Source organism: Frigoribacterium sp. CF331 (assembly GCF_057787905.1).
In genome coordinates this window covers 2,094,886-2,116,610 of the sequence record NZ_CM173545.1, presented here as the reverse complement: position 1 = coordinate 2,116,610, position 21,725 = coordinate 2,094,886, and the positions used below count along the sequence as shown (strand labels likewise).

The window sequence follows — 21,725 nt, the reverse complement described above, 5'->3', positions numbered from 1 at the left end:
AGGAGAACACATGCGCCCGACCGCTGCGAACCGGACCCGGAGGTCGCGACTCCTCGCGACCGCACTGGCCGCCCTCACCGCGGTGGGGGCGATCGGGTTCGCGGCGGTGCCGGCCCAGGCCGACGACGCGGCCGGGCGGGCGGTGGTGTCGGGTGAGGCTCGCTTCGAGGTGCTCTCGCCCACGCTGATCCGCACGGAGTACGCCGGTGACGGTCGCTTCACCGACCGCGGCACCTTCACCGTCGTCGGCCGCGACGACTTCGGCCCCACCCCGTTCAGCCAGACCCGAGCCGACGGCTGGCTGACGATCGACACCGGCAAGATGGTCGTCCGCTACCGCGAGGGCACCGGTGCCTTCACGAGCGAGAACCTGTCCGTCGCCCTGACGACCGACACGGGCCAGGACGTCACCGGTTCGCCGTGGACGTCCGCCGAGGTGCCCTCGTGCGCGGTCGGCGTGCTGTGCGAGGCCGAGGACGCCGGGCTCGAGGGCATCGCCCCCGCGACGAACCACACCGGCTTCACCGGGACGGCCTTCGTCGGCGGCTACGAGGCCGTGGGCGCCGCCCTGCAGTTCGACACCACGGTCTCGACCGCGGGGCCACTCGACCTGACCCTCCGCTACGCGAACTCGCAGGGCGGCGACGGCCAGGTCACGACCCGCTCGCTGAGCGTCGTGGTCGACGACGGACCGGCCGTGCCCCTGAGCTTCGCCCCCGGCACCGGCTGGGACGACTGGCGCACCACGACGGCGGGTCTCGACCTCTCCGCCGGGCCCCACAGCATCCGGATCGAGCGGAGTGCCGACGACTCCGGCCAGGTGAACGTCGACAGCTTCGCCCTCACCACGCCGGGAGCCGCCTACCCGGCACCCGCCGTGACGACCGCGGGCGCGGACTGCCCCTTCGGCGAGATCTGCGAGGCGGAGGACGCCGGCAAGACCGGCACCGCCACCCGGGCGACCGACCACAACGGCGCCTCCGGCGACGCCTTCGCCGCAGGCCTGTGGAGCGACGGCGCAGCCCTGACCACCCACCTGGTCGACGTGCCCGCGGAAGGCGACTACCGCCTCCAGGTCCGCTACGCCAACGGCGGCACCGGCACGCCGACCCTGTCGACCGACGCCGGGACCGACACGGCGGCGCTGCCGCCCACGAGCGGGTGGGACCACTGGGACACCGTGAGCCTGCCCGTCCACCTGGGCGCCGGGGCGAACGACCTCCAGCTCGACTGCCCGACGACCGCGGGCAACTGCAACGTCAACGTCGACACCGTCGCGGCCGTCACCGCCGACAGCCCGACGCTGGCGCCGCACGCCGCGCTCGGCGGCTACCGACGCGACCTCGACACCGCGAACGGCGACGTCGCGACCAACCCCGGCCTGCTCTACCAGGACGGCTGGTCGCTGCTCGACGACACCGACTCGGCCCTGTACGACCAGGCGGCCGACGTGGTCACCCCCCGCCCCGACCGCGCGGGGACGGCGATGCAGGACGGCTACGTCTTCGGCTACGGGTCCGACTACCGGACGGGCCTGGCCGACCTCTCGACCCTGACCGGGCCGACGAAGCTGCTGCCGCGCTGGGCGTACGGGGTCTGGTACAGCGAGTACTACGACCGGTCGCAGGCGGACTACGAGGCCATCGCCCAGGAGTTCCGCACGAGGGGCGTGCCGGTCGACGTCATGGCGATCGACACCGACTACAAGATCGGCAGCACGACGAACGTCGACGACAGCAAGTGGGACGGATGGAGCGTCGACCCGGCCCGCATCCCCGACATGCGGGCCCTGCTCGCCGAGTGGCACGACGAGGGCATCCACAACACCCTCAACATCCACCCCTCCATCTCGGGCAGCGACCCGAAGTTCGCCCAGGCGCAGGCCACCGCCGGCGGCAAACTCACCAAGGGTGACGGCGACCGCTGGCTCTTCGACTGGTCGGATCCCGACCAGCTGCGCGCCTACTTCGACCTGCACGACGACACGCAGGCCCAGGGCGTCGACAACTGGTGGCTCGACTGGTGCTGCAGCGAGAACTCGCGCTACTCGGCCAACGGCGTCACCCCCGACGCGTTCATCAACCAGCAGTACGCCGGCCAGACCGACGCGGCGAACGACGGCCGGGGGTTCGCGTTCTCGCGGGCGTACGGCTCGCTGACCGCCGGCGGCTACGGCAACCCCCAGCCCGTCTCGACCGGGCCGTGGGCCGACAAGCGGACCACCCTGCACTTCACGGGTGACACGACCTCGTCGTGGCAGATGCTGAAGACCCAGGTCGGCTACACCCCGGGCGAGTCGGCGGCGACCGGCCTCGCGTCGATCAGCCACGACATCGGTGGACACAACGGGGCCCAGTACGGCATCACGGGCGCCGAGCCCGGGACGACGCAACTGCCCGAGGACCTCTACGCCCGGTGGGTGCAGCTGGGCACCTTCCAGCCCGTCGACCGCCTGCACAGCAACCACAGCGACCGGCTGCCCTGGCAGTACCCGGCCGCGGCGGACGAGTCCGCGACGCAGTTCCTGAACCTGCGCGAGGACCTGCTGCCGTTCACCTACACGCTCGCCGCCGAGGCGACCGCGACGGGCACCCCGATCGTCCAGCCGCTGTACCTGCAGTACGCCGACCAGCAGCAGGCGTACTCGGCCGCCGGCTCGGAGTACCTGTACGGTCCCGACGTGCTGGTGGCACCCGTGACGACCCCGAACGGCGACGCGGGCACCGCGACGACGTCGGTCTGGTTCCCCGCCGGAAGCTCGTGGACCGACTGGTTCACGGGCACGACCTACGCCGGCGGCACCACGGCCGACGTGACGACCGACCTGACGGCGATGCCCGTCTTCGTCCGGAGCGGCGGCATCGTGCCGACCCGCTCCGAGCACGTCGCGAACGACGGCTCGGCGCCGCTCGACGCCGTGACCCTGACCGTGGCCACCGGGGCCGACGGCGCCTTCTCGCTGTACGAGGACGCCGGCACCTCGGCGACCGCCTCGGCGAGCACGGCCGTCACGTACACGCAGCGACCCACCGGGGGCCTGCTCGAGATCGCGCCGGCCGACGGCAGCTTCGACGGCCAGGTCACCGACCGAACGTGGACGGCGACCTTCACGGACGCGGACGAGCCGGCGAGCGTCCTCGTCGACGGCGCACCCCTCGCCGCGACGGACTGGACGTACGACGCCGCGACCCGCACGATCTCGGTGCCCACCACCGCCAGGGCGGTCTCGGCGGGCACCACCGTCGAGTTCTCCTCCGTCGCGGCCGTCGACCCGACACCGGCACCGACGCCGGGCGACGGCGCGACTCCGTCCGCTCCCCCGACCGCCACGGTGCCGGGGACGGGTGACGGCGGCACCGGCGGCGGCGACGGGACCACCCCGGCGGCCGACCGGCCGACCGACCCCTCGTCCGGCGGCCCCCTGGCCTTCACCGGCGCCGACGTCGTCCCCCTCGGCCTGGTCGCCCTCGGCCTCGTGCTCGCCGGAGGGCTCCTGCTGTGGCGACGACGCCGCCCTGCCGAGTGACCGCGAGGACGAAGGAGGCGCGGCGCCGGCCGTGCGGACGGCCGGCGGTCAGCGGGCGGCGAGCGCCTCGACCGGGGTGACCGACGTGGCACGCCGGGCCGGGACGAGCGCGGCGACCCCGGCGAGCACGGCGGCGGTCAGGGCGAGGCCGACGAGCAACGGCACGGGCACCGTCGGGGCGATCAACGCCCCGTCGTTCGCCGAGCCGAGCAGCGCCTGGGCTCCGGCCCAGCCGTAGACGACGCCGAGCACGACACCGACGACGATCGCCGTCGACGCCATCTGCGTCGCCTCGAGCAGGATCATGCGACGCACCTGACCCGCGGTCGAGCCGACCGCGCGCAGCAGACCCAGCTCGCGCCTCCGTTGCAGGACGCTCAGCGACATGTCGTTGACCATGCCCACGGCCGCGATGACGGCGGAGAAGCCGACCAGGCCCGCGACGACCAGCAGCGTCGTGCTGAAGAACCGGTCGAGCTCGGCGGCGTACGTCGGGTCCTGCTCGAGGGTGTGGATGAACGTCCGCAACGTCTCGAGCGCGACCGACAGGGTGGTGACGAGGGTCACGCCGATCACGACGCCGATCGTGGCGCGGGTGCTGCGCTCGGGCTGGCGCACCGCGTTCTCGGCGGCGAGGCGGGCCACCTGGCTCGGGCCGAAGGCCCGGCCGACGGCGTGCAGCACGGCGGGCATGAGCGCGTGCGATCCGACGACGACCCCGGTGAACGACAGCACCCCGCCGGCGAACGCGACCAGCACGCCCGTCACGTCGGCCAGGCCGACGACGACGCCGGCGACGAGCGACAGGCCCCCGCCGACGACCAGCAGGGCGGCGAACACCGTCCGCACGACGCGGCGGTTGCGGCCGGACAGCGGAACGTCCTGCGCGGCGTCGGTGGCCTGCAACGGCGTCACCTGCAGCACGCGGCGCGAACCGACCCAGGCCGCGGCGACCGTGGTCAGCACGACCGCGACGGCCGGGACGAGCCCGCCGACCGAGACGTACGAGTAGGCGAGGTCGGGCAGGTGACCCTGCGCGACGAGCACCCGGACGGCGACGACGACGAGCGCGATGCCGACCACGACGCCGATGACGGCCCCGGCGAGGCCGACCAGGAGCCCCTCGCGGGCGACGGCCCGACGCTGGTCGCGCGCCGACGAGCCGAGCAGCCGCATCAGCGCGATGGTCGGCGTGCGACCGGCGACGACCGTGGCGAAGGTGTTGGCGGTGACGATCGCGCCGACGTAGAGGGCCAGGCCGACGAAGACCGACGCGACGGCGCCGAGGAGCGTCGAGACGGTGCCGCTCGAGGCGACGGCCGAGTCGGCGACGACCTGCTCGAGAACGTGCGTGACGCCGAGCAGCCCGACGCCGAAGGTCGTGCCGAGCCCGGCGACGACGATGCTCGGGCGGTGCTCGAGCAGCTGGTCGCGGGCGCTCACGCGACACGCTCCAGGTCGAGCATGACGCCCGAGATCTCGGCCGCGCTGCTCCGGTCGATCTCGTGCACGATGCGGCCGTCGGCGAGGAACACCACGCGGTCGGCGTAGCTCGCCGCGACCGGGTCGTGCGTCACCATCGCGATGCTCTGGCCGTGGTCGGTCGTGGCGGTGCGCAGCACCTCGAGCACGTCGCGTCCGGCCTTCGAATCGAGGGCGCCCGTGGGCTCGTCGGCGAAGACCAGGTCGGGCCGGGTGGCCAGGGCGCGGGCGATGGCGACGCGCTGCTGCTGCCCGCCCGAGAGCTGGTGGGGGCGGTGGGTGAGCCGGGCACCGAGGCCGAGGGTGCCGACGAGCCGGTCGATCCAGGCGCGCTCGTCGGCGGTGGCGCGACGACCGTCGAGACGGAACGGCAACTCGATGTTCGCCGACACGTCGAGGGTCGGCACGAGGTTGAAGGCCTGGAAGACGAAGCCGATGCGGCGTCGCCGCAGCAGCGTGAGCTGGGTGTCGTCGAGACCGGTGATGTCGGTGTCGCCGAGCAGCACGCGCCCCGAGGTGGCCGAGTCGAGACCGGCCGTGATGTGCATCAGCGTCGACTTGCCCGAACCGCTCGGGCCCATGACGGCCGTGAACCGACCGGCGGGCAGGTCGAGCGAGACGCCGCGCAGGGCGTCCACGCGGCCCTCGCCCTCACCGAAGGACTTCGTGACGTCACGGACGCGGGCGACGGGCGCCGCGCCTCCTGGGGTCGGGTCGGCGAGCCGGGTGGTCGGGTCGGACGAGGAGGCGCGGGTCGCGCCGGTCGCGGAGGTCGTGTCGTTCATGTCGTCCATCGTCGCCGCGAGCCCCGGTGCCGGGACATGACGCCCGCCCACGGACTCCGGCGGGGGTTATCCCCCGCCGTCGGCGCCCGTGACCCGCGAACGGGCGCTGTCCGCCGAGGCGACCCGTCGGTATCGTCCGGCTCATGACCTCCGTCCTGCACCGGTCGGCACCGACGCCGACCGCCCCTGCCGACAGCGCCACGGCCGACTTCGTCCGTCCGACGCTCGTCCGTTCCGGGACGCGCGCGGCCCCCCTGACGAACCAGGCGGTCGTCGCCGCCGTGGCCGGGGTGGCGGCCCTGTGCAGCCTCGTCCTGCCCGGGGTGACCATCACGGACGCCGTCAGCATGTGGACGGGCGTCGCCCTCGCCTTCCTGGGCCTGGCCTTCACGGCGCTCCTGTCGCTGCGGCCGGGTCTGGCCCGGTACGAACTGCTGGTCCCGGCCCTCGACTTCGTGGCGATCGGCCTCTTGCGCTTCGGCACGGGCGACGCCAGGTCGCCGTTCCTCGCCGCGGTGCTGCTCCCCGTCATCTGGATCGCGGCCCGGCCGGGACGGAAGAACATCGTCTACCCGCTGATCGGCACGGCAGGCACCTTCCTCGTCCCCATGGTCCTGACCGACGCCGACCCGGGCGCCTCCGAGACGGTCCGCCTCGGCTTCGTGCTGCTGGTCTTCACGGCGGTCGCGTGGGTCACCAACGAACTCGCCCGCCAGGCGGCGAACCGCCTGCAGCACGTGCAGGAGAGGCGTCGGGTGGCCGAGGACGAGATCGGGCAGGCCGCCGTGGTGCAGCGCTCGCTGCTGCCCACCTCGACCGCCGGCATCCCGCCGCGGTTCACCGTCCGCGGGGTCTGCCTGCCGACCCGGTCGGTCGGTGGCGACTTCTACGACTGGTTCCCGACGACGACCGGCGCCGCCTTCACGCTCGGCGACGTCATGGGCAAGGGGGTCGGGGCGGGCATGATCGCCGCCGGCGTCCGCTCGGTGCTGCGGGCGACGACGCGCGCCGGCTCGCCCTCCGAGGCCGTCGGCCGGGCGGCGATCGGCGTCGACACGGCGGGCGACGGCTCGTCACCCGAGCAGTTCACCACGTGCTTCCACGCGCACGTCGACACCGACGGCCGCGTGCACTGGGTCGACGCCGGCCACGGCCTCGCCATGGTCGTCCGCCACGACGGCGGCCTCGACTGGCTGCGCGGCGACGACCTGCCCATCGGCGTGGGCACGACCTGGACGACGCACGAGACCTCGCTCCACCCGGGTGACGTCCTCGTCACCGTCAGCGACGGGGTGCTCGACCTCTTCGGCGACGACCTCGACGAGCTGGCGGCGTGCGTCCGGGCCCACCCCGACCCCGACGACCTCGTCGCCGAGATCGGGCGGCGGGGCCGGGACGCCCACGCGGACGACGACGTCACCGTGCTCGCCGTGCGCTTCGAGGCGCCCGCCGGCCCGGCCACGGTCGCGTAGGAGGCGCGGGTCGACACCCAGCCCCTATTCTGGACCGCAGGTCCCGGCACACCGACGTCCGGGCGGACGACCGGCGGGTGCTCCCCACCGGTGACGAGGGGGGCATCATGACCGACGGCCGACGACCGGGACGGGCTGACACCACGACCAGGGTCGACACCACGACCAGGGCCGTCGAAGCGCGCGGCGCGCTGACCGCCACCCCGTTCGTGACGATCATTGCCCTCTCGCCGATCGTCGCGATGGCGCTGACCGTCGTCGTCATGCGAGGTGCGCTCGAACAGGCCGTGCCGGGCCGGACGGGTGTCGACGCCGGCGACCTGGCCCTCGTCCAGGTCGTCGCCCTGGTGCTCTGGCTCGGCATCGTCGCGCTCGCCTGGCTCGATCACCGCACGCTGCGCGGTCGGGGTCTCGAGCGACCGTTCGCGTGGGGCTGGGCCCTGCTGGGCCCCCTGGTCTACCTGATCGGACGCAGCGTCGTCGTGCGCCGCCGGGTCGGCGGCAGTGCCGCTCCGCTCTGGCTCTACCTCGGGCTGACCGTCCTCGGGTCGATCGTCGCCACCATCGTCGTCGTCTCGTCGGGCGTGCCGACGCCGTGACCGTCGGGGACGCGGTCGTCGTCGCCACCCTGCTCGTGGTCGTCGGGAGGAACGCAGCCTGACCCGCGCCTCCTTGTACGCCTCTGGCGAGGGTCCGTCAAGGGGTGCGACGACGTGCTCGACAACGTCGGTGCCACCGTCGTATCGTTCACCGACCGGTCCGCCGGGCTCTCGAGCCGCCGACCGCGCCACGAACCACCCGTCAGCCCGGACCTCGCTGATCAGGCCGCACGACTTGCGCCCACGAGGTCCCACCCGTTGATCTCGTGGGCGCAAGCAGCCCCACCCGACGGGGCTGCGCATCGGCGGACACCTGGTCCCCGAATCGCCAGGTGTCCGCTCCCGCTGCCGCGGGGCCGCACCCGCGACCACGCGACGCTCGTCACGGCGCGCGCGGCGAACCTGGGAACACCCTCGGCGGCGGGCGCGTAGCGTCCAACGGGTCGAAGGCGTTTCTTGCGTCTTCATTGGCCGGTGTTGCCTCGCATCCCTGCCCGTGAAGCTCATGCGACAACATCGGCATCTGGGGCACGGCTGCGGACTCTTCCGCGGCCGTGCCCCTCTCTCGTCCCGACCCATCCCCCGGGCCCCGTACGGCCCCGGGCCCAGGGCGCCCGGCGGGAACTCAGCGCGTCGAGCCGTAGGCCCCCGCGTCGATGTCCTCGATCAGGGTCGGGCCCGTCGGGGCCCAGTCGAGCAGTCGACGCGTGGCCTCGGACGACGCGGCCATGTCGAGGCCGAAGAATCCGCCGATCCAGCCGAAGTGCTCGGCCACCCGCTCGGCCGGCACCGACTCGACCGGGAGGCCGTACGCGCGCCCGATCGCCTCGGCGACCTCGCGCGTCGGCACGCCCTGCTCGGCCACGACGTGCAGCACGTCGCCCGCTGACGCTTCGGCGAGCCCGAGCACCACGGCGCGGGCGGCGTCCGAACGGTGCACGGCCGGCCACCGGTTCGACCCGTCGCCCGGGTAGGCCGACACCCCCTTCTCGCGGGCGACCGCGACGATCGACGCGACGAACCCGTGGTCACCCGTCCCGTGCACGGTGGGCGCGAAGCGGAGGCTCACCGCGTGGACGCCCCGGGCGACGGCGTCGAGCGCGAGGTTCTCGCTGCCGCCCCGCGGCGCCTCCGGCCCGTGGAACGGCGAGCGGTCGGCCTCGGTCGCCGGGCGCCCCTGCGCGAGGCCCGCGGTGCCCGAGGCGAGCAGCAGCGGACGGCCGGTCCCCTCGAGCACCGCGACCAGCGCCTCCACGGCCCCGCGCTCGGCGCGGTTCGACGCCGCCGGGTCGGACCAGTCGTGCTTGTTGGCGAGGTGCAGCACGGCCTCGGCCTCGGCGGCGCCCGCCCGGATCGCGTCGAGGTCGTCGAGGTCGCCCCGGCGGACCGCGACGCCCTTCGCCGCGAGCGACGCCGCGGACGCGTCGGACCGCGCGAGACCCGTGACCTGGTGGCCTGCGGCGATCAACTCGTCGACGACGGCCGACCCGATCCAGCCGGATGCTCCGGTGACGAAGACGTTCATGGGTGCTCCTTCCTTCGGTGACCACCGAGTGCTCGACGCACCACCCGGTCACGATGTCAGCGACTGTCATCAGCCGCGAAAACGACGGTACACCCGATGTCAGTGACTGACAACAGACGTGCCGGAACCCGTAGACTCGGGCGCATGGTCCGCTGGCAACCCGACACCCGAGCCCGCCTGCAGGCGGCGGCCCTCGGACTGTTCGTCGACCGCGGCTACGACGAGACCACCGCCGCCGACATCGCCGAGGCCGCGGGCGTCACCGAACGGACCTTCTTCCGGCACTTCGCCGACAAACGCGAGGTGCTCTTCGACGGGCAGCAGTTCTTCTCGGGGGCCTTCGTCGACGGCGTCCGAGCCGCCGGGCCCGACGACCCTCCGCTCGCCGTCGTCGCCTCGGCCCTCGACGGTGCCGCCGCGTTCTTCCCCGACGAGCGTCGTGCGTGGTCACGCAGCCGGCAGGCGATCATCGACGCCCACCCCGCCCTGCAGGAGCGTGAGCTGCTCAAGCTCTCGGGGCTCGCCGTCGAGGTGGCCGCCGCCCTGCGCGACCACGGGGTCGACGAGCCCGCCGCCACCCTGGCCGCCCAGTCGTGCCTGACGGTCTTCGGGGTCTCGTTCGCCACCTGGATCGCCGACGGCGAGAACCGCCCCTTCGCCGAGATCTCACGCGACACGTTGGCGCGGCTGCGAGCTCTCACCGGCTGACGCGCGCCCGTCCCGGCGGGTCGCCGGGGTCTCGGCGGTTCAGCGCGAGCCGGGGCCGGCGCCGCCACCCGGTGCCGAGCCCGCGGTGGGCGTGGTGCCCGTGTCGACCCGGACGGTCAGGGCCAGCGCGTAGCCCGAGGTCGCGTCGCCGGTCACCGTCGGCAGCTGCAGCGCACCGCTGTCGTCGCTGAACACGTTGTCGCTCGCGAGGCTGACCCGGTCGAGGTTCGCCGTCGAGCCGTCGTACTCCGAGAGGGCGTAGACCGTGCGGCAGACGTCCTCGGGCAGGGCGAGCTGCGACGTGGCGATCGCCTTCGTCGAGTCGGTGATCGACCCGACGTCGGGGTAGACCTCGAAGTGGACGTGCGGCCACCGGCCCGAGTAGCAGGCGGGGAACACCGACGAGAACGCCACGGTGCCGGTCCGGTCGGCAACCTGGACCCCGCGGAGGTAGGTCTCGTCGGTGATGCCGTCCGAGTACATCGAGTACCCGCCGGCGGCGTCGCAGTGCCAGACGTAGACGGCGACGTCGGTGAAGGGGACGTCGCCGGCCGCCATGTCGAGCACCGTCATGCTCAGCGTGATCGGCACGCCCGCCGCGGTCGTGCCGCCGTCGAGGCTCGACCGGATGTCGCTGCGCACGATGCCCGACCGTTCGAGCACGTCGGCACCGTTCGACCCGTCACCCGGGTAAGGCCCGGCCGTCTCGTCGGGGATCTCGCCCGCGGGCAGCGTGCCCGCACCCCCGGTGGCGCTCGCGCCCGGCGTCGCGGTCGCCGACGACGAGGCGCCTGCCCCGCTCGAGCCCCCCGCCGACGTGCACGCGGCGAGGACGACGCTGCCCGCTCCGAGTCCGATCAGGCCGAGGATGCTGCGGCGCGAGACGAGCGTCCGCAGGTCGAAGGCGACGCCCTGGTCGACGACCTCGTCGTCGACGCGGTCGAGCAGGCGGCCCTCGTAGGCGGGCCCGTCGGGCGTCCGGTCGGGTTCGGGGATGCGGGTGGGGCGCTGGTCGTCCATGGTCTCGCTCTCGGCTCGGGCGGGTCGCCTCGGAGCAGGTCGCTCCGAGGTGTCGCTGTCAGCCTGACGGCCGTCCCGATGACCCGGCACTGCGCCTCCTGTGGGCCGCCCATGAAGGAGGCGCGGTGCGAGAGGTCCTCGCACCGCGCCTCCCGGGGGCGTCGGCCTACTGGTAGACGCGCACGTAGTCGACCTTCATCTGCTGCGGCAGCTGGGTGCTGCCGTCGGGGTAGCCGGGCCAGGCACCGCCGACCGCGACGTTCAGGACGAGGAAGAACGGCTTGTCGAACACCCACGGGTCGCCGCCGGTGCTGGCCGGGGTGACCCGGTGGTAGACCTGGCCGTCGACCGACCAGGTGATCGAGCCGGGAGCCCAGTCGACGGCGAAGGTGTGGAAGTCGTCGGCGAACGACCAGCCCTGGGGGTGCTGGTACGTGCTCGTCAGCCCCTCGCCGCCCGAGTACCCCGGGCCGTGGACGGTGCCGTGCACGCGGTGCGGCTCGAAGCCGACGTTCTCCATGACGTCGATCTCGCCCGCGCTCGGCCAGCCGGCGTTCGGCAGGTCGGCGCCGAGCATCCAGAACGCCGGCCAGATGCCCTGGCCCCGCGGGATCTGGATGCGCGCCTCGACCCGGCCGTACTGCGCCGTGTACTTGTTCTGGGTGGTCAGGCGCGCCGACGTGTACGACCCGTCGCCCTCGCGCTTCGCGGTGATGACGAGGTTGCCGGCGCCGTCGAGCGCCGAGTTCGAGCGTGAGTTCGTGTAGTTCTGCAGCTCGCCGTTGCCCCAGCCACCCCCTCCGGTCTCGAGGTTCCAGACCGAGGGGTCGGGCGCGCTGCCCGCGCCCCCGTCGAACTCCTGCGACCAGACGATCGCCTGCTGGGCCGAGGTCGAGGCCTCGGCCGGAGCGGGTGCGGCGGCGACCGTGGTCGCGGCCAGTGCTGCGGCGGCGGCCAGGCCGACGCCGGTCAGGATGCGTCTCTTCACGGGTCTCTCCGTTCTCTCGGTGCGTGTGGTGGTGCGTGCGGTCGTGCGCGCGGTCGTCTTCTCTCCTGCGGTCACGGGTACGTCACCACCCGGCTCGGCACGGTGTTGCCCGCGGGCGTGGGCACCGAGTCGCCGACGCCGTTGATGACGCTCGAGATCGTGCCGACGTCGCCGAGCGAGACCGTGAAGACGCCGTGGGCCTTCACGCCCGAGGTGCGCGGCACCTCGAACGCCTGGGCCAGGCGCACCTGCGGGTTGACGTTGAAGAACGAGTACACGCCACCACCCCAGATCTCGTGGCTGGTCACCCCGTCGGCGACCTTGTAGGCGGCCCATCCCTCACCGGTCGGGCTCCGCCACGAGGCGTTGTCCGGCACGTCGTAGGGCAGCTCGTTCTGGAAGAAGATCGTGCGGCCGCGTTCGCCGTTCCAGACCACCTGGTACTGCTGGTAATGCTCGACGAACAGGCCGGTGGCGAGCACGTCGTCACCGTTCACCTCGACGCCGGTGGCCCCACGGTTGACCGTCCACCCGGTCGGGGCACCGCCGTGGTCGGCACGCCAGGCCCAGATGTGGTCGACGATCGTGTCGTCCGAGTTCACCTGCAGCGTGGTCGTCGCGTTGCCCTGGATGCTCGAGCCGACGCGGAAGTACACGTCCTGCACGCTCTGCGGGTTCGCCGCGTGGTCGACGTGCGAGCCGGTCGTGCCGAGGCGCATCAGCTGGTCGCTGTTCCGCGTGCCGGCGTCGACGACGAGGCCCGAGACGTTCACCCCGGCCACGTCCGCCGTGGTGAGCACGGCGTTGCCGCTGGTCGGCACGAGCGTCGGGAACCCGATGCCGGTGACGACGGTGTCGGCCCGCGTGACCTCGATCGCCTGGTCGAGCGAGTAGGTGCCCGGCGTGAAGAACAGGTTCAGCCCCTGGGCCAGCGCGCCGTTCAGGGTCGCCGCCGAGTCGCCGGGGTGGGCGACGTAGAAGTCGCGCATCGGCAGGTCGCTGCCTGCCGTGTCGGGCCAGGTGACGCCGGACGAGTCCCGCTGCAGCGACGGCACGAACACGTGGTAGTCGCCCGAGTCGTCGACGTAGAGGTACGGCTTCTCGCGCGTGACCGGGGTCGTGGCGAGGGTCGTGTAGCTCTTCGCGAAGTCGTTCGCGGGGGCGCCCTGCACGCCCGAGAAGGTCATGTTCCAGTTGCCGCCCTGCCACGACCCGAGGGTCGAGTCGCGGGTGTACCACTGCTGCTGCGAGCCCGAGGTGACGGTGCCGTCGACCTTGCTGTCGGCGATGTAGCCGCCGGACGAGTAGCCCTGGCCGCCGTCCTGGTTCGACGGGCCCATGGTCAGGTCGCCCCTGATGTGCACGCGGCGCATGGGCGCGGCCTGCGACACGGCCCAGCGGTCGACGCCCGACTCGGGCTCGACGGCCAGGTTCTCGACCGAGCGCCAGAAGTTCTGGGTCGCGTTCTTCTCGTCGCCGTAATTCCAGCCCGAGTCGACGTTGACGGCACCCTGGATGGTGACGTCGTCGGGGTTCTTGCCGAGCCCCTGCAGTGCCGTGTAGAAGCCCAGGTTCGCGAACACCCGGCCGTAGGTGCCGGGCTCGAACAAGAAGGCGTGGCGCTGGTCGCCGAACTGCGCCGTGGGGTTGCGCAGTTGCGCGTCGAAGGCCGCGTCGATGTCGGCCTGGATGGTCGAGGCCGGCACGCTCGGGTCGTACACGGTCACGTTCGGGCCGAAGTCCGGCCGGTCGCTCGTCGCCACGGCGGTCGTGCCCCCGGCCGCCGCCTGTGCCGCGAGGGCCGGCAGGACCGCCCCCACGACGCTCGCCGCGACCCCCGCCGCGATCACTGTCCTCATCCGTCTGTGCATGATCTTCTCGTCTCCGGTGGCGTCGTTGCCACCCGTCCGGACGCTACGCCCGCATCGCGGACGAAACAAGACCCCCCTGTCCATCACGCGAACGGGGGGTACGAGAAAGTGCGGAGACCGCCGGAGGCGCGGTGCCGGTCGCGCCGGCACCGCGCCTCCTGCGGGCCCCTCGGTTCAGAGCACCTGGTCGAGGAACGTCTTGAGCCGGTCGGTGCGGGGGTGGTCGAAGAGCTGCGCCGGCGGCCCGGACTCGACGACGACGCCGCGGTCCATGAAGACGACCTGGTCGGCTGCCTCCCGGGCGAACCCCATCTCGTGGGTGACGACGACCATGGTCATCCCCGCTCCGGCCAGGCCCTTCATCAAGGCCAGGACTCCCTTGACCAGCTCGGGGTCGAGGGCCGACGTGGCCTCGTCGAAGAGCATGACCTCGGGGCCGAGTGCCAGGGCCCTGGCGATGGCGACGCGCTGCTTCTGGCCGCCCGAGAGCGACGCGGGTCGCACGTCGGCCTTCTCGGCGAGCCCGACCTCGGCCAGCCGGTCGAGAGCCACCTGCCGCGCCTCGCCGGCCGACACGCGGCGCACCCGTCGCAGCGGCAGCACGATGTTGTCGAGCACCGTGCGGTGCGGGAACAGGTTGAAGTGCTGGAACACCATGCCGACCCGGCGGCGCAGGGCGTCCTCGGAGCCGTGCAGCACGTCCGTCCCGTCGAGCAGGACCTCGCCGCCCGAGGGTTCCTCGAGCCGGTTGACGCACCGCAACACCGTCGACTTCCCCGAGCCCGAGGGGCCGATGATGCAGGTCGTCGTGCCGGCGGGGACGACGAGGTCGATGCCGTGCAGCACCCGGGTGGCCCCGAAGTCCTTGGTGAGCCCCCGGATCTCGAGGGCGCCGGCGGTCCGGACCGAGGGGGCGACGTCGGGTGCGGTGAGGGTGGTCATCGGGGGGCTCCAGACGTGGCGGGGGCGAGGGGTTCGGCCGGTTGCGTCGAGGCGGACGGCCCGGACGCGCGGGATGCCCGGTCCGCGTCCGCCGGGGACGACGCGGCCGCCCCGGGCGGGGTGGCGGGTGGGACGGTGCCCGAGGGGCGCCGCCCGAACGACCGCCCCTCGCGCAGCCGTCGGTCGATGACGTTGACCAGGTGGGTGAGCGGCACGGTGATGATCAGGTAGAACACGCCCGCGAGCACGAGCGGCGAGAGGTTGCCGTTGGTGATGGCGGCGTCCTGCCCGATGCGGAACAGCTCCCTCTGCGACGTGATCAGGCCGAGGAAGTACACCAGCGACGAGTCCTTGACGATGGCGATGAACTGGTTCACCAGCGACGGCAGCACCTGACGGACGCCCTGCGGGATGACGACCAGCCGCATCGAGTCGCCGTGGCTCATGCCGAGTGCCCGCGAGGCCTCGAGCTGGCCGCGGTCGACCGCGAGGATGCCGGCGCGGAAGATCTCGCCGATGTAAGCGCTGGCGATCAGGCTGAGCGCCAGGATGCCCAGCGGGTAGGGGTTGCCCCGCGTGAAGAGGTTGAACAGGGGCGACAGGCCCGTGCCGATCAACAGGATGGTGAGGATGGCCGGCAACCCGCGGAAGACGTCGGTGTAGATGCGGCTGAGCACCCGGGGCAGGCGGTGTCGACTCGTGCCCATCACCGCGAGCAGCAGCCCGACCACGATGCCGATCGCCGTGGCGCACAGCGCCAGCAGCAGGGTGTTCCACACCCCGTAGGCGAGCATGTCGGGCAGCGTGCGGAGCATCGCCTCGCCGTCGAAGAAGCTGCGGCCGATGTTGGCCAGCGCGTCGGAGAAGTTCACGGTCTCGCCCCGCTCACTCGCTCGGCTGGAACTCGTCGGGCACGGGCTGGTCGGGGAAGAACCGCTGGTCGATCTCGAGCCAGGTGCCGTCCGCGACGATGTCGGCGACGGCCTGGTCCACGGCCGCCTTGAGCTCGGTGTTGCCCTTGGCGATGGGGAAGCCCACCGGGAACTCGGGGACGGCGACGTTGATCGCGATGACCTGCGACCCGTTCGACGCGGCGGCGTACTCCTCCGCCACCGGGAAGTCCAGGAAGTGTGCGTCGATCGTGCCCGAGCCCAGGGCGGCGACGGCGCTGTTGTTGTCGGGGAACCGCACCAGCTCGGCGCCGGTGAAGTTCTCCTGGGCGTAGCTGTCCTGGATCGTGCCCTGGACGATGCCGAGGCGCTTGCCGTCGAGCGACGACGCGTCGTCGGTGATGCCGGAGCCCTCGGCCGCCAGCACCGAGATGTACCCGATGAAGTAGTGGTCGCTGAAGTCGACGGTCTTCTCGCGCTCGGCGGTGTCGCTGATCGAGGCGGCGGCCATGTCGAGCTGTCCGTTGGCCACGGCGGGCAGCAGCGCCGAGAACTCCTGGGTCACGAACTCGGTCTCCAACCCGAGGCGCTTCGCGACCTCCTTCGCCATCTCGACGTCGAAGCCCTGCAGCTCGCCGTCCTCGGTGTAGGCGTACGGCTTGGTGTCGCCGGTCGTGCCGATGCGGAGCGTGCCGGCCGAGATGGTGCCCAGGTCGTTCGAGGCGTCGGCCCCGGCGCCGCCGGACGAGCAGGCGGTCAGGGCGAGGCCGAGCGCGGCGACGGCGGCGAGCGCGGCCGTCACTCGGGTGGTCGTTCGTCTGGTCATGGTTCTCTCCTGTCGGGGACGGTGCGGGGTGGGTGGGGCGGTGCGGAGGGTGGGGCGGTCCGGGAGGCGCGGGTCGGGCCCGTCAGGACGGCACGGTCAGCCGGTCGTCGGCACGGGTCGCCGCGTGGTCGTCCTCGTCGAGCCACGACGTGCCGTCGTAGGCGCGGTCGGGGCTCATGAAGCCGATGTCGGTGAAGGGCTCGTCACCCACGGCCAGCTGGGCGAGCAACTCGCCGATGGCGGGCGCGTGCTTGAAGCCGTGGCCGCTGTCGCCGCCGGCGACGACGACGCGGGTGTCACCGCCGGGGTGGCCGACGACGAACTGTCGGTCGGGCGAGTTGGTCACCATGCAGGCGATCGCCTTGGCGGGCGTCGGGTCGAGACCGGGGAACGCCCGCGCGACGGCTGCCGAGAGCTTTCCGTAGTCGGCGGCGGGGTGGATGTACCGGTCGACGGTGTCGGCCTCGGCGTCCTCGAAGGCGCCGCCGGAGTCCTCGAGGCCGATCTTCACCGCGTAGCCGTCGCCGTCGGTGCGGTCGGCACCGTGGCCCCACAGGGTGGTGCCGTCGGGCAGTTGCCGGATGAACACGGGGAAGGCCGCGAGGTCGAAGTCGCCACCGGGCGCCGTGGCCTCGGGCCCGGAACCCTCGAACCAGAACAGCGGCGTCCGGCGGGCGACGAGCGGGTGGTCGACGAACTGAGGCGTCCAGGCACCGAGCGTCACGACGACGCGGGCGGCGCGCAGCACCCGTCCGCCGGCGGTCACCTCGACTCCCCCGGCGACCGGGTCGATCGCGGTGACGCGGGTGTCGGCGAGCACCGTCGCCCCGAGCGACCGGGCGACGTCGACCGCGGCGCGCACGCCCTTCTCGGGGTAGCTGATGCCGGCGGCAGGGTCCCACACGCCGATGTCGTCGGGCCCGAAGCCGGCGTACTGCGGAAAGCGGGCGACGAGTTCGTCGTGCTCGAAGACGGTCGACTCGAGCCCGGCCTCGTGCACGGCCCGCAGCGTGCCGGCGACGACGTGGCCGTCGCGCGGGCCGACCATGACGCCACCGGTCTGACGCAGCAGGGTCTGCCCCGTGCGCTCGCCCAGGTCGTACCAGAGGTCGCGGGCGCGGGTCGCGATCGGGGCCAGGCCGGGGTGCTCCATGCAGGCGATGCGGAACAGCCGCGTCGCGCCGTGGGTCGACCCCATCGAGTGGCCGATGCCGAACCGTTCCACTCCGATGACGCGCTGCCCGCGCTCGGCCAGTCGCCAGAGCGCCTGGGCGCCCCAGGCGCCGAGGCCGACGACGATGACGTCGGCGTCGAGGGACGGGTCGATGGTCGCATCGGTCGCGGAGGCGGGGGTCACGTCGTTCATGGACCCTGTCTATCGACCCGGCGCTTGCGCCCTCCAATACCAAAAAGGGATCATCTGATACGCACCGCGTATGAGACCCGTCGACCGGAGGCCCCCTGATGGAGATCCGAGAACTCACCTACTTCATGGCCGTCGCCGACGACCTGTCGTTCACGAAGGCTGCGGCGCGGTTGCAGATGAGCCAGCCGCCGCTCAGCCAGGCGATCTCGCGACTCGAGGCCAAGCTCGGCACGCGACTGTTCGAGCGCCAGGCCCGCACCGCCCCGCGCCTCACCCCCGCGGGCGAGCTGCTCAAGCGCGAGGGCAAGCGCATCCTGCACCAGATCGAACAGACCGAGTCGTTGCTCGACTCGGTCGTGGCCGACGTGCAGCCGCTGCGGGTGGGCAGCATCAGCTCGGTGCTCGCCGGGCTGCTGCCGACCGTGGTGCGGGCCTTCTCGGCGTCGCATCCCGGCGCCCGGGTGCTCGTCGAGGAGAGCGAGGAGCAGGCGATCCTCTCCGACCTCGTGCGGGGTTCGGTCGACCTCGGCTTCACCCGCGTGCGCTCGATCGACGACCGCTTCGAGGTCGAGCAGCTGGCGCTCGAACCCCTGGTCGTGGCCCTGCCCGACACGCACCGCCTCGCGGGCCGGACCTCGGTGCCGCTCGGCGAACTGGCCGACGACGACTTCGTCATGTTCAACCGTGACGACGCCCCGCAGGCCTACGACCGCATCGTCATGTCGTGCGTGCGGGCCGGCTTCAACCCGCGCATCCCCATCCACGCGGTGAACGACCTCTCGATGCTGAGCACGGTCGCCTGCGGCCTGGGCGTCTCGTTGATGCCCTACCTCTCGTCGTACATCCCCATCCCGGGCGTCCGTTTCGTCACGATCGCCGAGGACTGGGCCCGCACCGCCCTGTCGATGCTCTGGCTCTCGGGGCGACCGAACCCGATGACGACCGCCTTCACCACGCAGGTCCGGGCCGGCCTGACGGCGATGCGCGACCGAGACCTGCAGGCGGGCCGCATCACGCTCGACCTGATCGGCGGGTGACCCCGAGGCTCGTCAGGCCGTGGCCGCCGCGCGGGCGACGTAGCCCTCGGCGAGCCGACCGCTCGCCGCCTCGGCGTCGGGCACCGTCCCCGGGTAGACCGTGAGCCGCACCCAGTCGTCGCCGAGCACGAGGTCGGTGACGCAGGCGTCGGCCGAGCACGACCGGTAGGCCCGGTCGCCGTCGGCGAGCCCGGGCACGCTCACGGCCGTGTCGGGGTCGACGAGCCCGAAGTCGATGCGTTGGTCGAGGGCCCAGGCCCCGCCGGTCAGGACGCTCTCGTCGCTGTAGGGCGTCGTGTCGGCGAGGATCGAGCACGACGTGGCCACCGCCCGGCTCCAGGCCGCGGCGTAGACCGACCAGCCGCCGCCCGGGGTGAGCACGAAGAGGTCGTCGCCCGCGCCGAAGGCCTCGCGCTCGAGCGCGGCGTCGGCCACGCACGACCAGGGCCGGGCCGGGCCGCCGAGCGGCCACGGGTCGTCGGACACGTCGGCGGACGAGACGACCTCGGTCACCTCGGCGACGACCGGCGAGAAGCGTTGCTCGGCCGTGGCCTCGGCAGAGGGGTCGAAGCCCGAGGCGAGGATCGACACCCAGGTGTCGCCGACCAGCTGGTCGAAGGAGCAGCCGCGGAAGGTGTCGTCGCCGAAGCACCGGCCGTCGGGGTCGTCACCGTAGATCTCGACGAACTGCGGCCAGACGTCACCGGCGTGCGGGAGCACCTGCACGAGCAGGCCGCTGTAACCGCTGCCCTCGGTCGGGTTGTTCTTGCCGTCCGACGAGGCACCGTCGTTCCAGGTGCACGACAGGCCGCCCTCTTGGGCGATCGCGTAGTCCGAGGGCATGACGGTGTCGCGGTCGTAGTGGTCACGCGGGGCCCACGACGCGTCGAAGGCCGTGGCGGTGCCGGCCGCCAGCAACCCGGCGCAGTCCACCCCGAGCTCGGTGACCGGCGAGTCGGCGGCGGGTGGCGGCGTCGTCGCCGGCCCCGAGGTCGCCGGCGTCGTCGACCCCGCCGTCGGCACCGCGTCGTCGTCCGGCGACCCACCGCCGCTCGTGCACGCCACCAACAGCACCGTCGTCGCGAGTGCCCCCGCCAACGCCGCCCCGACCCGACCCGTCATCGTCCCCATGGTTCGACGCTATCGACCGCAGGAGGCGCGGGTCGTCTCGATCGTGCAACGGCCGTACCCGAACGCCGCGCGGCGGGGGACAACCGCATCACGGTCTCATCACGACGCACCTCCGGCGTCCCTCCGCCCCCCGGTCGGGCCGACCGGGCTGTCTACAGTCGACCGACCGCGCGCACGATGCGCGGCACCACTCGTCCCGGGGGAACCATGTCCAGATCTCGCCGTCTCGGCGCCACCACCGCCCTGCCCGCCGCCGCGCTCGCCGCGGCCCTCGTCCTCGCGCCGACGACGGCGTTCGCCGCCGAGGGTGACCCCGTGGCCGTCGACGCCCCCGCGGCCGACGCCGCCCCGACGGGCGCGCCCGTCGCCGTCGACCCGACCACGGTGGCACCGACCCCGACGGACGCCCCGGCGACGTCGACCGGCGACGCGGGGGCCGTGACCTCCGGCGACGGCGCGACCGGCGCCTCCGGGTCCGGTGCGACCCCCGCCGACACCGACGCGCCGACCGGAGACGACGCCCGGCCCGCCGACGACGCGATGTCGGTAGACCCGGTCGCGGTGGCCCCCGGGCCGGTCGAGACGTCGGCGCCCGCCGAGGTCGCCGAGGTGTCCCCGGCCGACGAAGTGCCCGTCGACGAGCCGGTCGTCTACGGCGACGACTTCCAGATCCACCCCGGCATGGGCGTGTCCGTGTTCCCGTTCGGCTTCACGCCCGGCGACCTCGTCACCGCCGAGGTCGCCGGGGACGACGTCGAGGACGGCGACGGCTGGTCCTCGCTGTCGCCCCTCGAGGTCTTCGACGCCGACGGAGCCGCGACGTTCTTCGTCACGGCCCCGGCCGACCTGCCCGTCGGAGGGACCGTCACCGTCACCGTGTCGGACGAGCACGGACGCGTCGCGTCGACCGACTTCGCGGTGACCACGTTCGCTCCGGCCCCGCACCTCGAGGCGCCCACGGATGCCACGGCGGGCGTCGTGACGATCGCCGGCGAGAACGGCGTCGCCGGCGGATACGCCTTCGTCGAGGTCTACGACGCCGAGGACCTCCCGACCGACGAGGAGCCCCTCCTGCGGGCCGCGGCCGCCGACGAACCGGCCGACGAGCTCGAGGCGATCCCCGTCGACGTCGACCCGGTGCCCTACGAGACCAGCGGTGGCGCCGTCACCCTCGTCCCCGTCGACGCGACGGGTCGCTTCGCGGCACGGTTCGTGCTGCCGGCGGGCGACTTCGCCGCCGAAGCGTTCTCGTTCGACGCCGCCCAGACGACGGTGAGCGGCTTCTCGGACACCGTCCTGCTCTCGGTCGCCCCCGCCGTGACGGCCCCCGTGGTCTCGACGCCCGGCTCGGTCGCCCCGGCCGCGACCCCGGTGCGACCGGTCGTCGCCGCGACGCCCACCCGTCCGTCGTCGCTCGCCTACACCGGCTCCGACCCGTCGGGCGCCCTGGGCTGGGCGGTCGCGTCGGTCCTCGCCGGGGCGGGTGCCCTCGTCGCCGGGCGCCTGCGCCTGCGTCGCCGCCTGCGTCTGCGTCGCCGCTGAGTCGACACCCGTCGG

The 21,725-nt window shown here is 73.2% G+C and carries 17 protein-coding genes; 6 read left to right on the top strand and 11 right to left on the bottom strand.

What is annotated here, in order from left to right:
• The first annotated feature begins 10 nt into the window (after window positions 1-10).
• Entirely contained in the window at window positions 11-3,526 is a 3,516-nt protein-coding gene (locus tag AC3CCI_RS09825) for a TIM-barrel domain-containing protein (protein ID WP_488627046.1), read from the top strand.
• Between the two features lie 48 nt (window positions 3,527-3,574).
• Here the strand turns inward: AC3CCI_RS09825 and AC3CCI_RS09820 are convergent, their stop codons facing one another.
• Complete coding sequence (locus tag AC3CCI_RS09820; protein ID WP_488627045.1) at window positions 3,575-4,969, bottom strand: ABC transporter permease; 1,395 nt, start codon at window positions 4,967-4,969, stop codon at window positions 3,575-3,577.
• Complete coding sequence (locus AC3CCI_RS09815) at window positions 4,966-5,793, bottom strand: ABC transporter ATP-binding protein (protein ID WP_354594524.1); 828 nt, start codon at window positions 5,791-5,793, stop codon at window positions 4,966-4,968. Before AC3CCI_RS09815 ends, AC3CCI_RS09820 begins: the two co-directional genes overlap by 4 nt.
• A gap of 143 nt (window positions 5,794-5,936) precedes the next feature.
• Between AC3CCI_RS09815 and AC3CCI_RS09810 the strand changes: the two genes are divergently transcribed.
• Together AC3CCI_RS09810 and AC3CCI_RS09805 are read left to right on the top strand one after the other, a co-directional pair.
• Window positions 5,937-7,265, top strand: a complete 1,329-nt coding sequence (locus tag AC3CCI_RS09810) for a PP2C family protein-serine/threonine phosphatase (protein WP_488627044.1) — start codon at window positions 5,937-5,939, stop codon at window positions 7,263-7,265.
• Window positions 7,266-7,372: 107 nt separating this feature from the next.
• The gene (locus AC3CCI_RS09805; RefSeq protein WP_488627043.1) at window positions 7,373-7,864 is read left to right on the top strand and encodes a hypothetical protein; all 492 of its coding nucleotides are present in this window, start codon (window positions 7,373-7,375) and stop codon (window positions 7,862-7,864) included.
• Window positions 7,865-8,489: 625 nt separating this feature from the next.
• Here the strand turns inward: AC3CCI_RS09805 and AC3CCI_RS09800 are convergent.
• Window positions 8,490-9,389, bottom strand: coding sequence for an SDR family oxidoreductase (locus tag AC3CCI_RS09800; RefSeq protein WP_488627042.1), 900 nt, complete (start codon window positions 9,387-9,389; stop codon window positions 8,490-8,492).
• A gap of 144 nt (window positions 9,390-9,533) precedes the next feature.
• Here AC3CCI_RS09800 and AC3CCI_RS09795 point away from each other — a divergent pair, with 144 nt between their 5' ends.
• The gene (locus AC3CCI_RS09795; RefSeq protein ID WP_354594528.1) at window positions 9,534-10,097 is read left to right on the top strand and encodes a TetR/AcrR family transcriptional regulator; all 564 of its coding nucleotides are present in this window, start codon (window positions 9,534-9,536) and stop codon (window positions 10,095-10,097) included.
• 39 nt (window positions 10,098-10,136) lie between these two features.
• Here AC3CCI_RS09795 and AC3CCI_RS09790 read toward each other — a convergent pair whose 3' ends face one another.
• The 7 genes from AC3CCI_RS09790 to solA form a co-directional block, all read right to left on the bottom strand.
• Window positions 10,137-11,117: an intradiol ring-cleavage dioxygenase gene (locus AC3CCI_RS09790; RefSeq protein WP_488627041.1), complete on the bottom strand. Its 981-nt coding sequence runs from the start codon at window positions 11,115-11,117 to the stop codon at window positions 10,137-10,139.
• A 166-nt stretch (window positions 11,118-11,283) separates the two neighbouring features.
• Complete coding sequence (locus AC3CCI_RS09785) at window positions 11,284-12,105, bottom strand: glycoside hydrolase family 16 protein (protein WP_488627040.1); 822 nt, start codon at window positions 12,103-12,105, stop codon at window positions 11,284-11,286.
• Between the two features lie 71 nt (window positions 12,106-12,176).
• Entirely contained in the window at window positions 12,177-13,964 is a 1,788-nt protein-coding gene (locus AC3CCI_RS09780) for a hypothetical protein (protein WP_354594531.1), read from the bottom strand.
• A 186-nt stretch (window positions 13,965-14,150) separates the two neighbouring features.
• Window positions 14,151-14,918 carry an amino acid ABC transporter ATP-binding protein gene (locus AC3CCI_RS09775; protein ID WP_488627039.1) on the bottom strand — a complete coding sequence of 256 codons (768 nt, stop codon included), beginning with the start codon at window positions 14,916-14,918 and terminating at the stop codon, window positions 14,151-14,153.
• Complete coding sequence (locus AC3CCI_RS09770; protein WP_488628682.1) at window positions 14,915-15,733, bottom strand: amino acid ABC transporter permease; 819 nt, start codon at window positions 15,731-15,733, stop codon at window positions 14,915-14,917. The genes AC3CCI_RS09775 and AC3CCI_RS09770 overlap by 4 nt, the downstream gene beginning before the upstream one ends.
• Before the next feature lie 70 nt (window positions 15,734-15,803).
• Entirely contained in the window at window positions 15,804-16,634 is an 831-nt protein-coding gene (locus AC3CCI_RS09765; RefSeq protein ID WP_488627038.1) for an ABC transporter substrate-binding protein, read from the bottom strand.
• An 82-nt stretch (window positions 16,635-16,716) separates the two neighbouring features.
• Entirely contained in the window at window positions 16,717-18,000 is a 1,284-nt protein-coding gene (solA, locus tag AC3CCI_RS09760; RefSeq protein WP_488627037.1) for an N-methyl-L-tryptophan oxidase, read from the bottom strand.
• Between the two features lie 98 nt (window positions 18,001-18,098).
• Here solA and AC3CCI_RS09755 point away from each other — a divergent pair, with 98 nt between their 5' ends.
• Window positions 18,099-19,037, top strand: a complete 939-nt coding sequence (locus AC3CCI_RS09755; protein ID WP_488627036.1) for a LysR family transcriptional regulator — start codon at window positions 18,099-18,101, stop codon at window positions 19,035-19,037.
• A gap of 12 nt (window positions 19,038-19,049) precedes the next feature.
• On the opposite strand, the gene AC3CCI_RS09750 is transcribed toward AC3CCI_RS09755, so the two are convergent.
• A complete protein-coding gene (locus AC3CCI_RS09750) occupies window positions 19,050-20,168 on the bottom strand; it encodes a hypothetical protein (protein ID WP_488627035.1) in 1,119 nt (372 codons plus the stop codon).
• Between the two features lie 207 nt (window positions 20,169-20,375).
• On the opposite strand from AC3CCI_RS09750, the gene AC3CCI_RS09745 reads away from it, so the two are divergent.
• Window positions 20,376-21,710: a hypothetical protein gene (locus tag AC3CCI_RS09745; protein WP_488627034.1), complete on the top strand. Its 1,335-nt coding sequence runs from the start codon at window positions 20,376-20,378 to the stop codon at window positions 21,708-21,710.
• The last annotated feature ends 15 nt before the right edge of the window (window positions 21,711-21,725 follow it).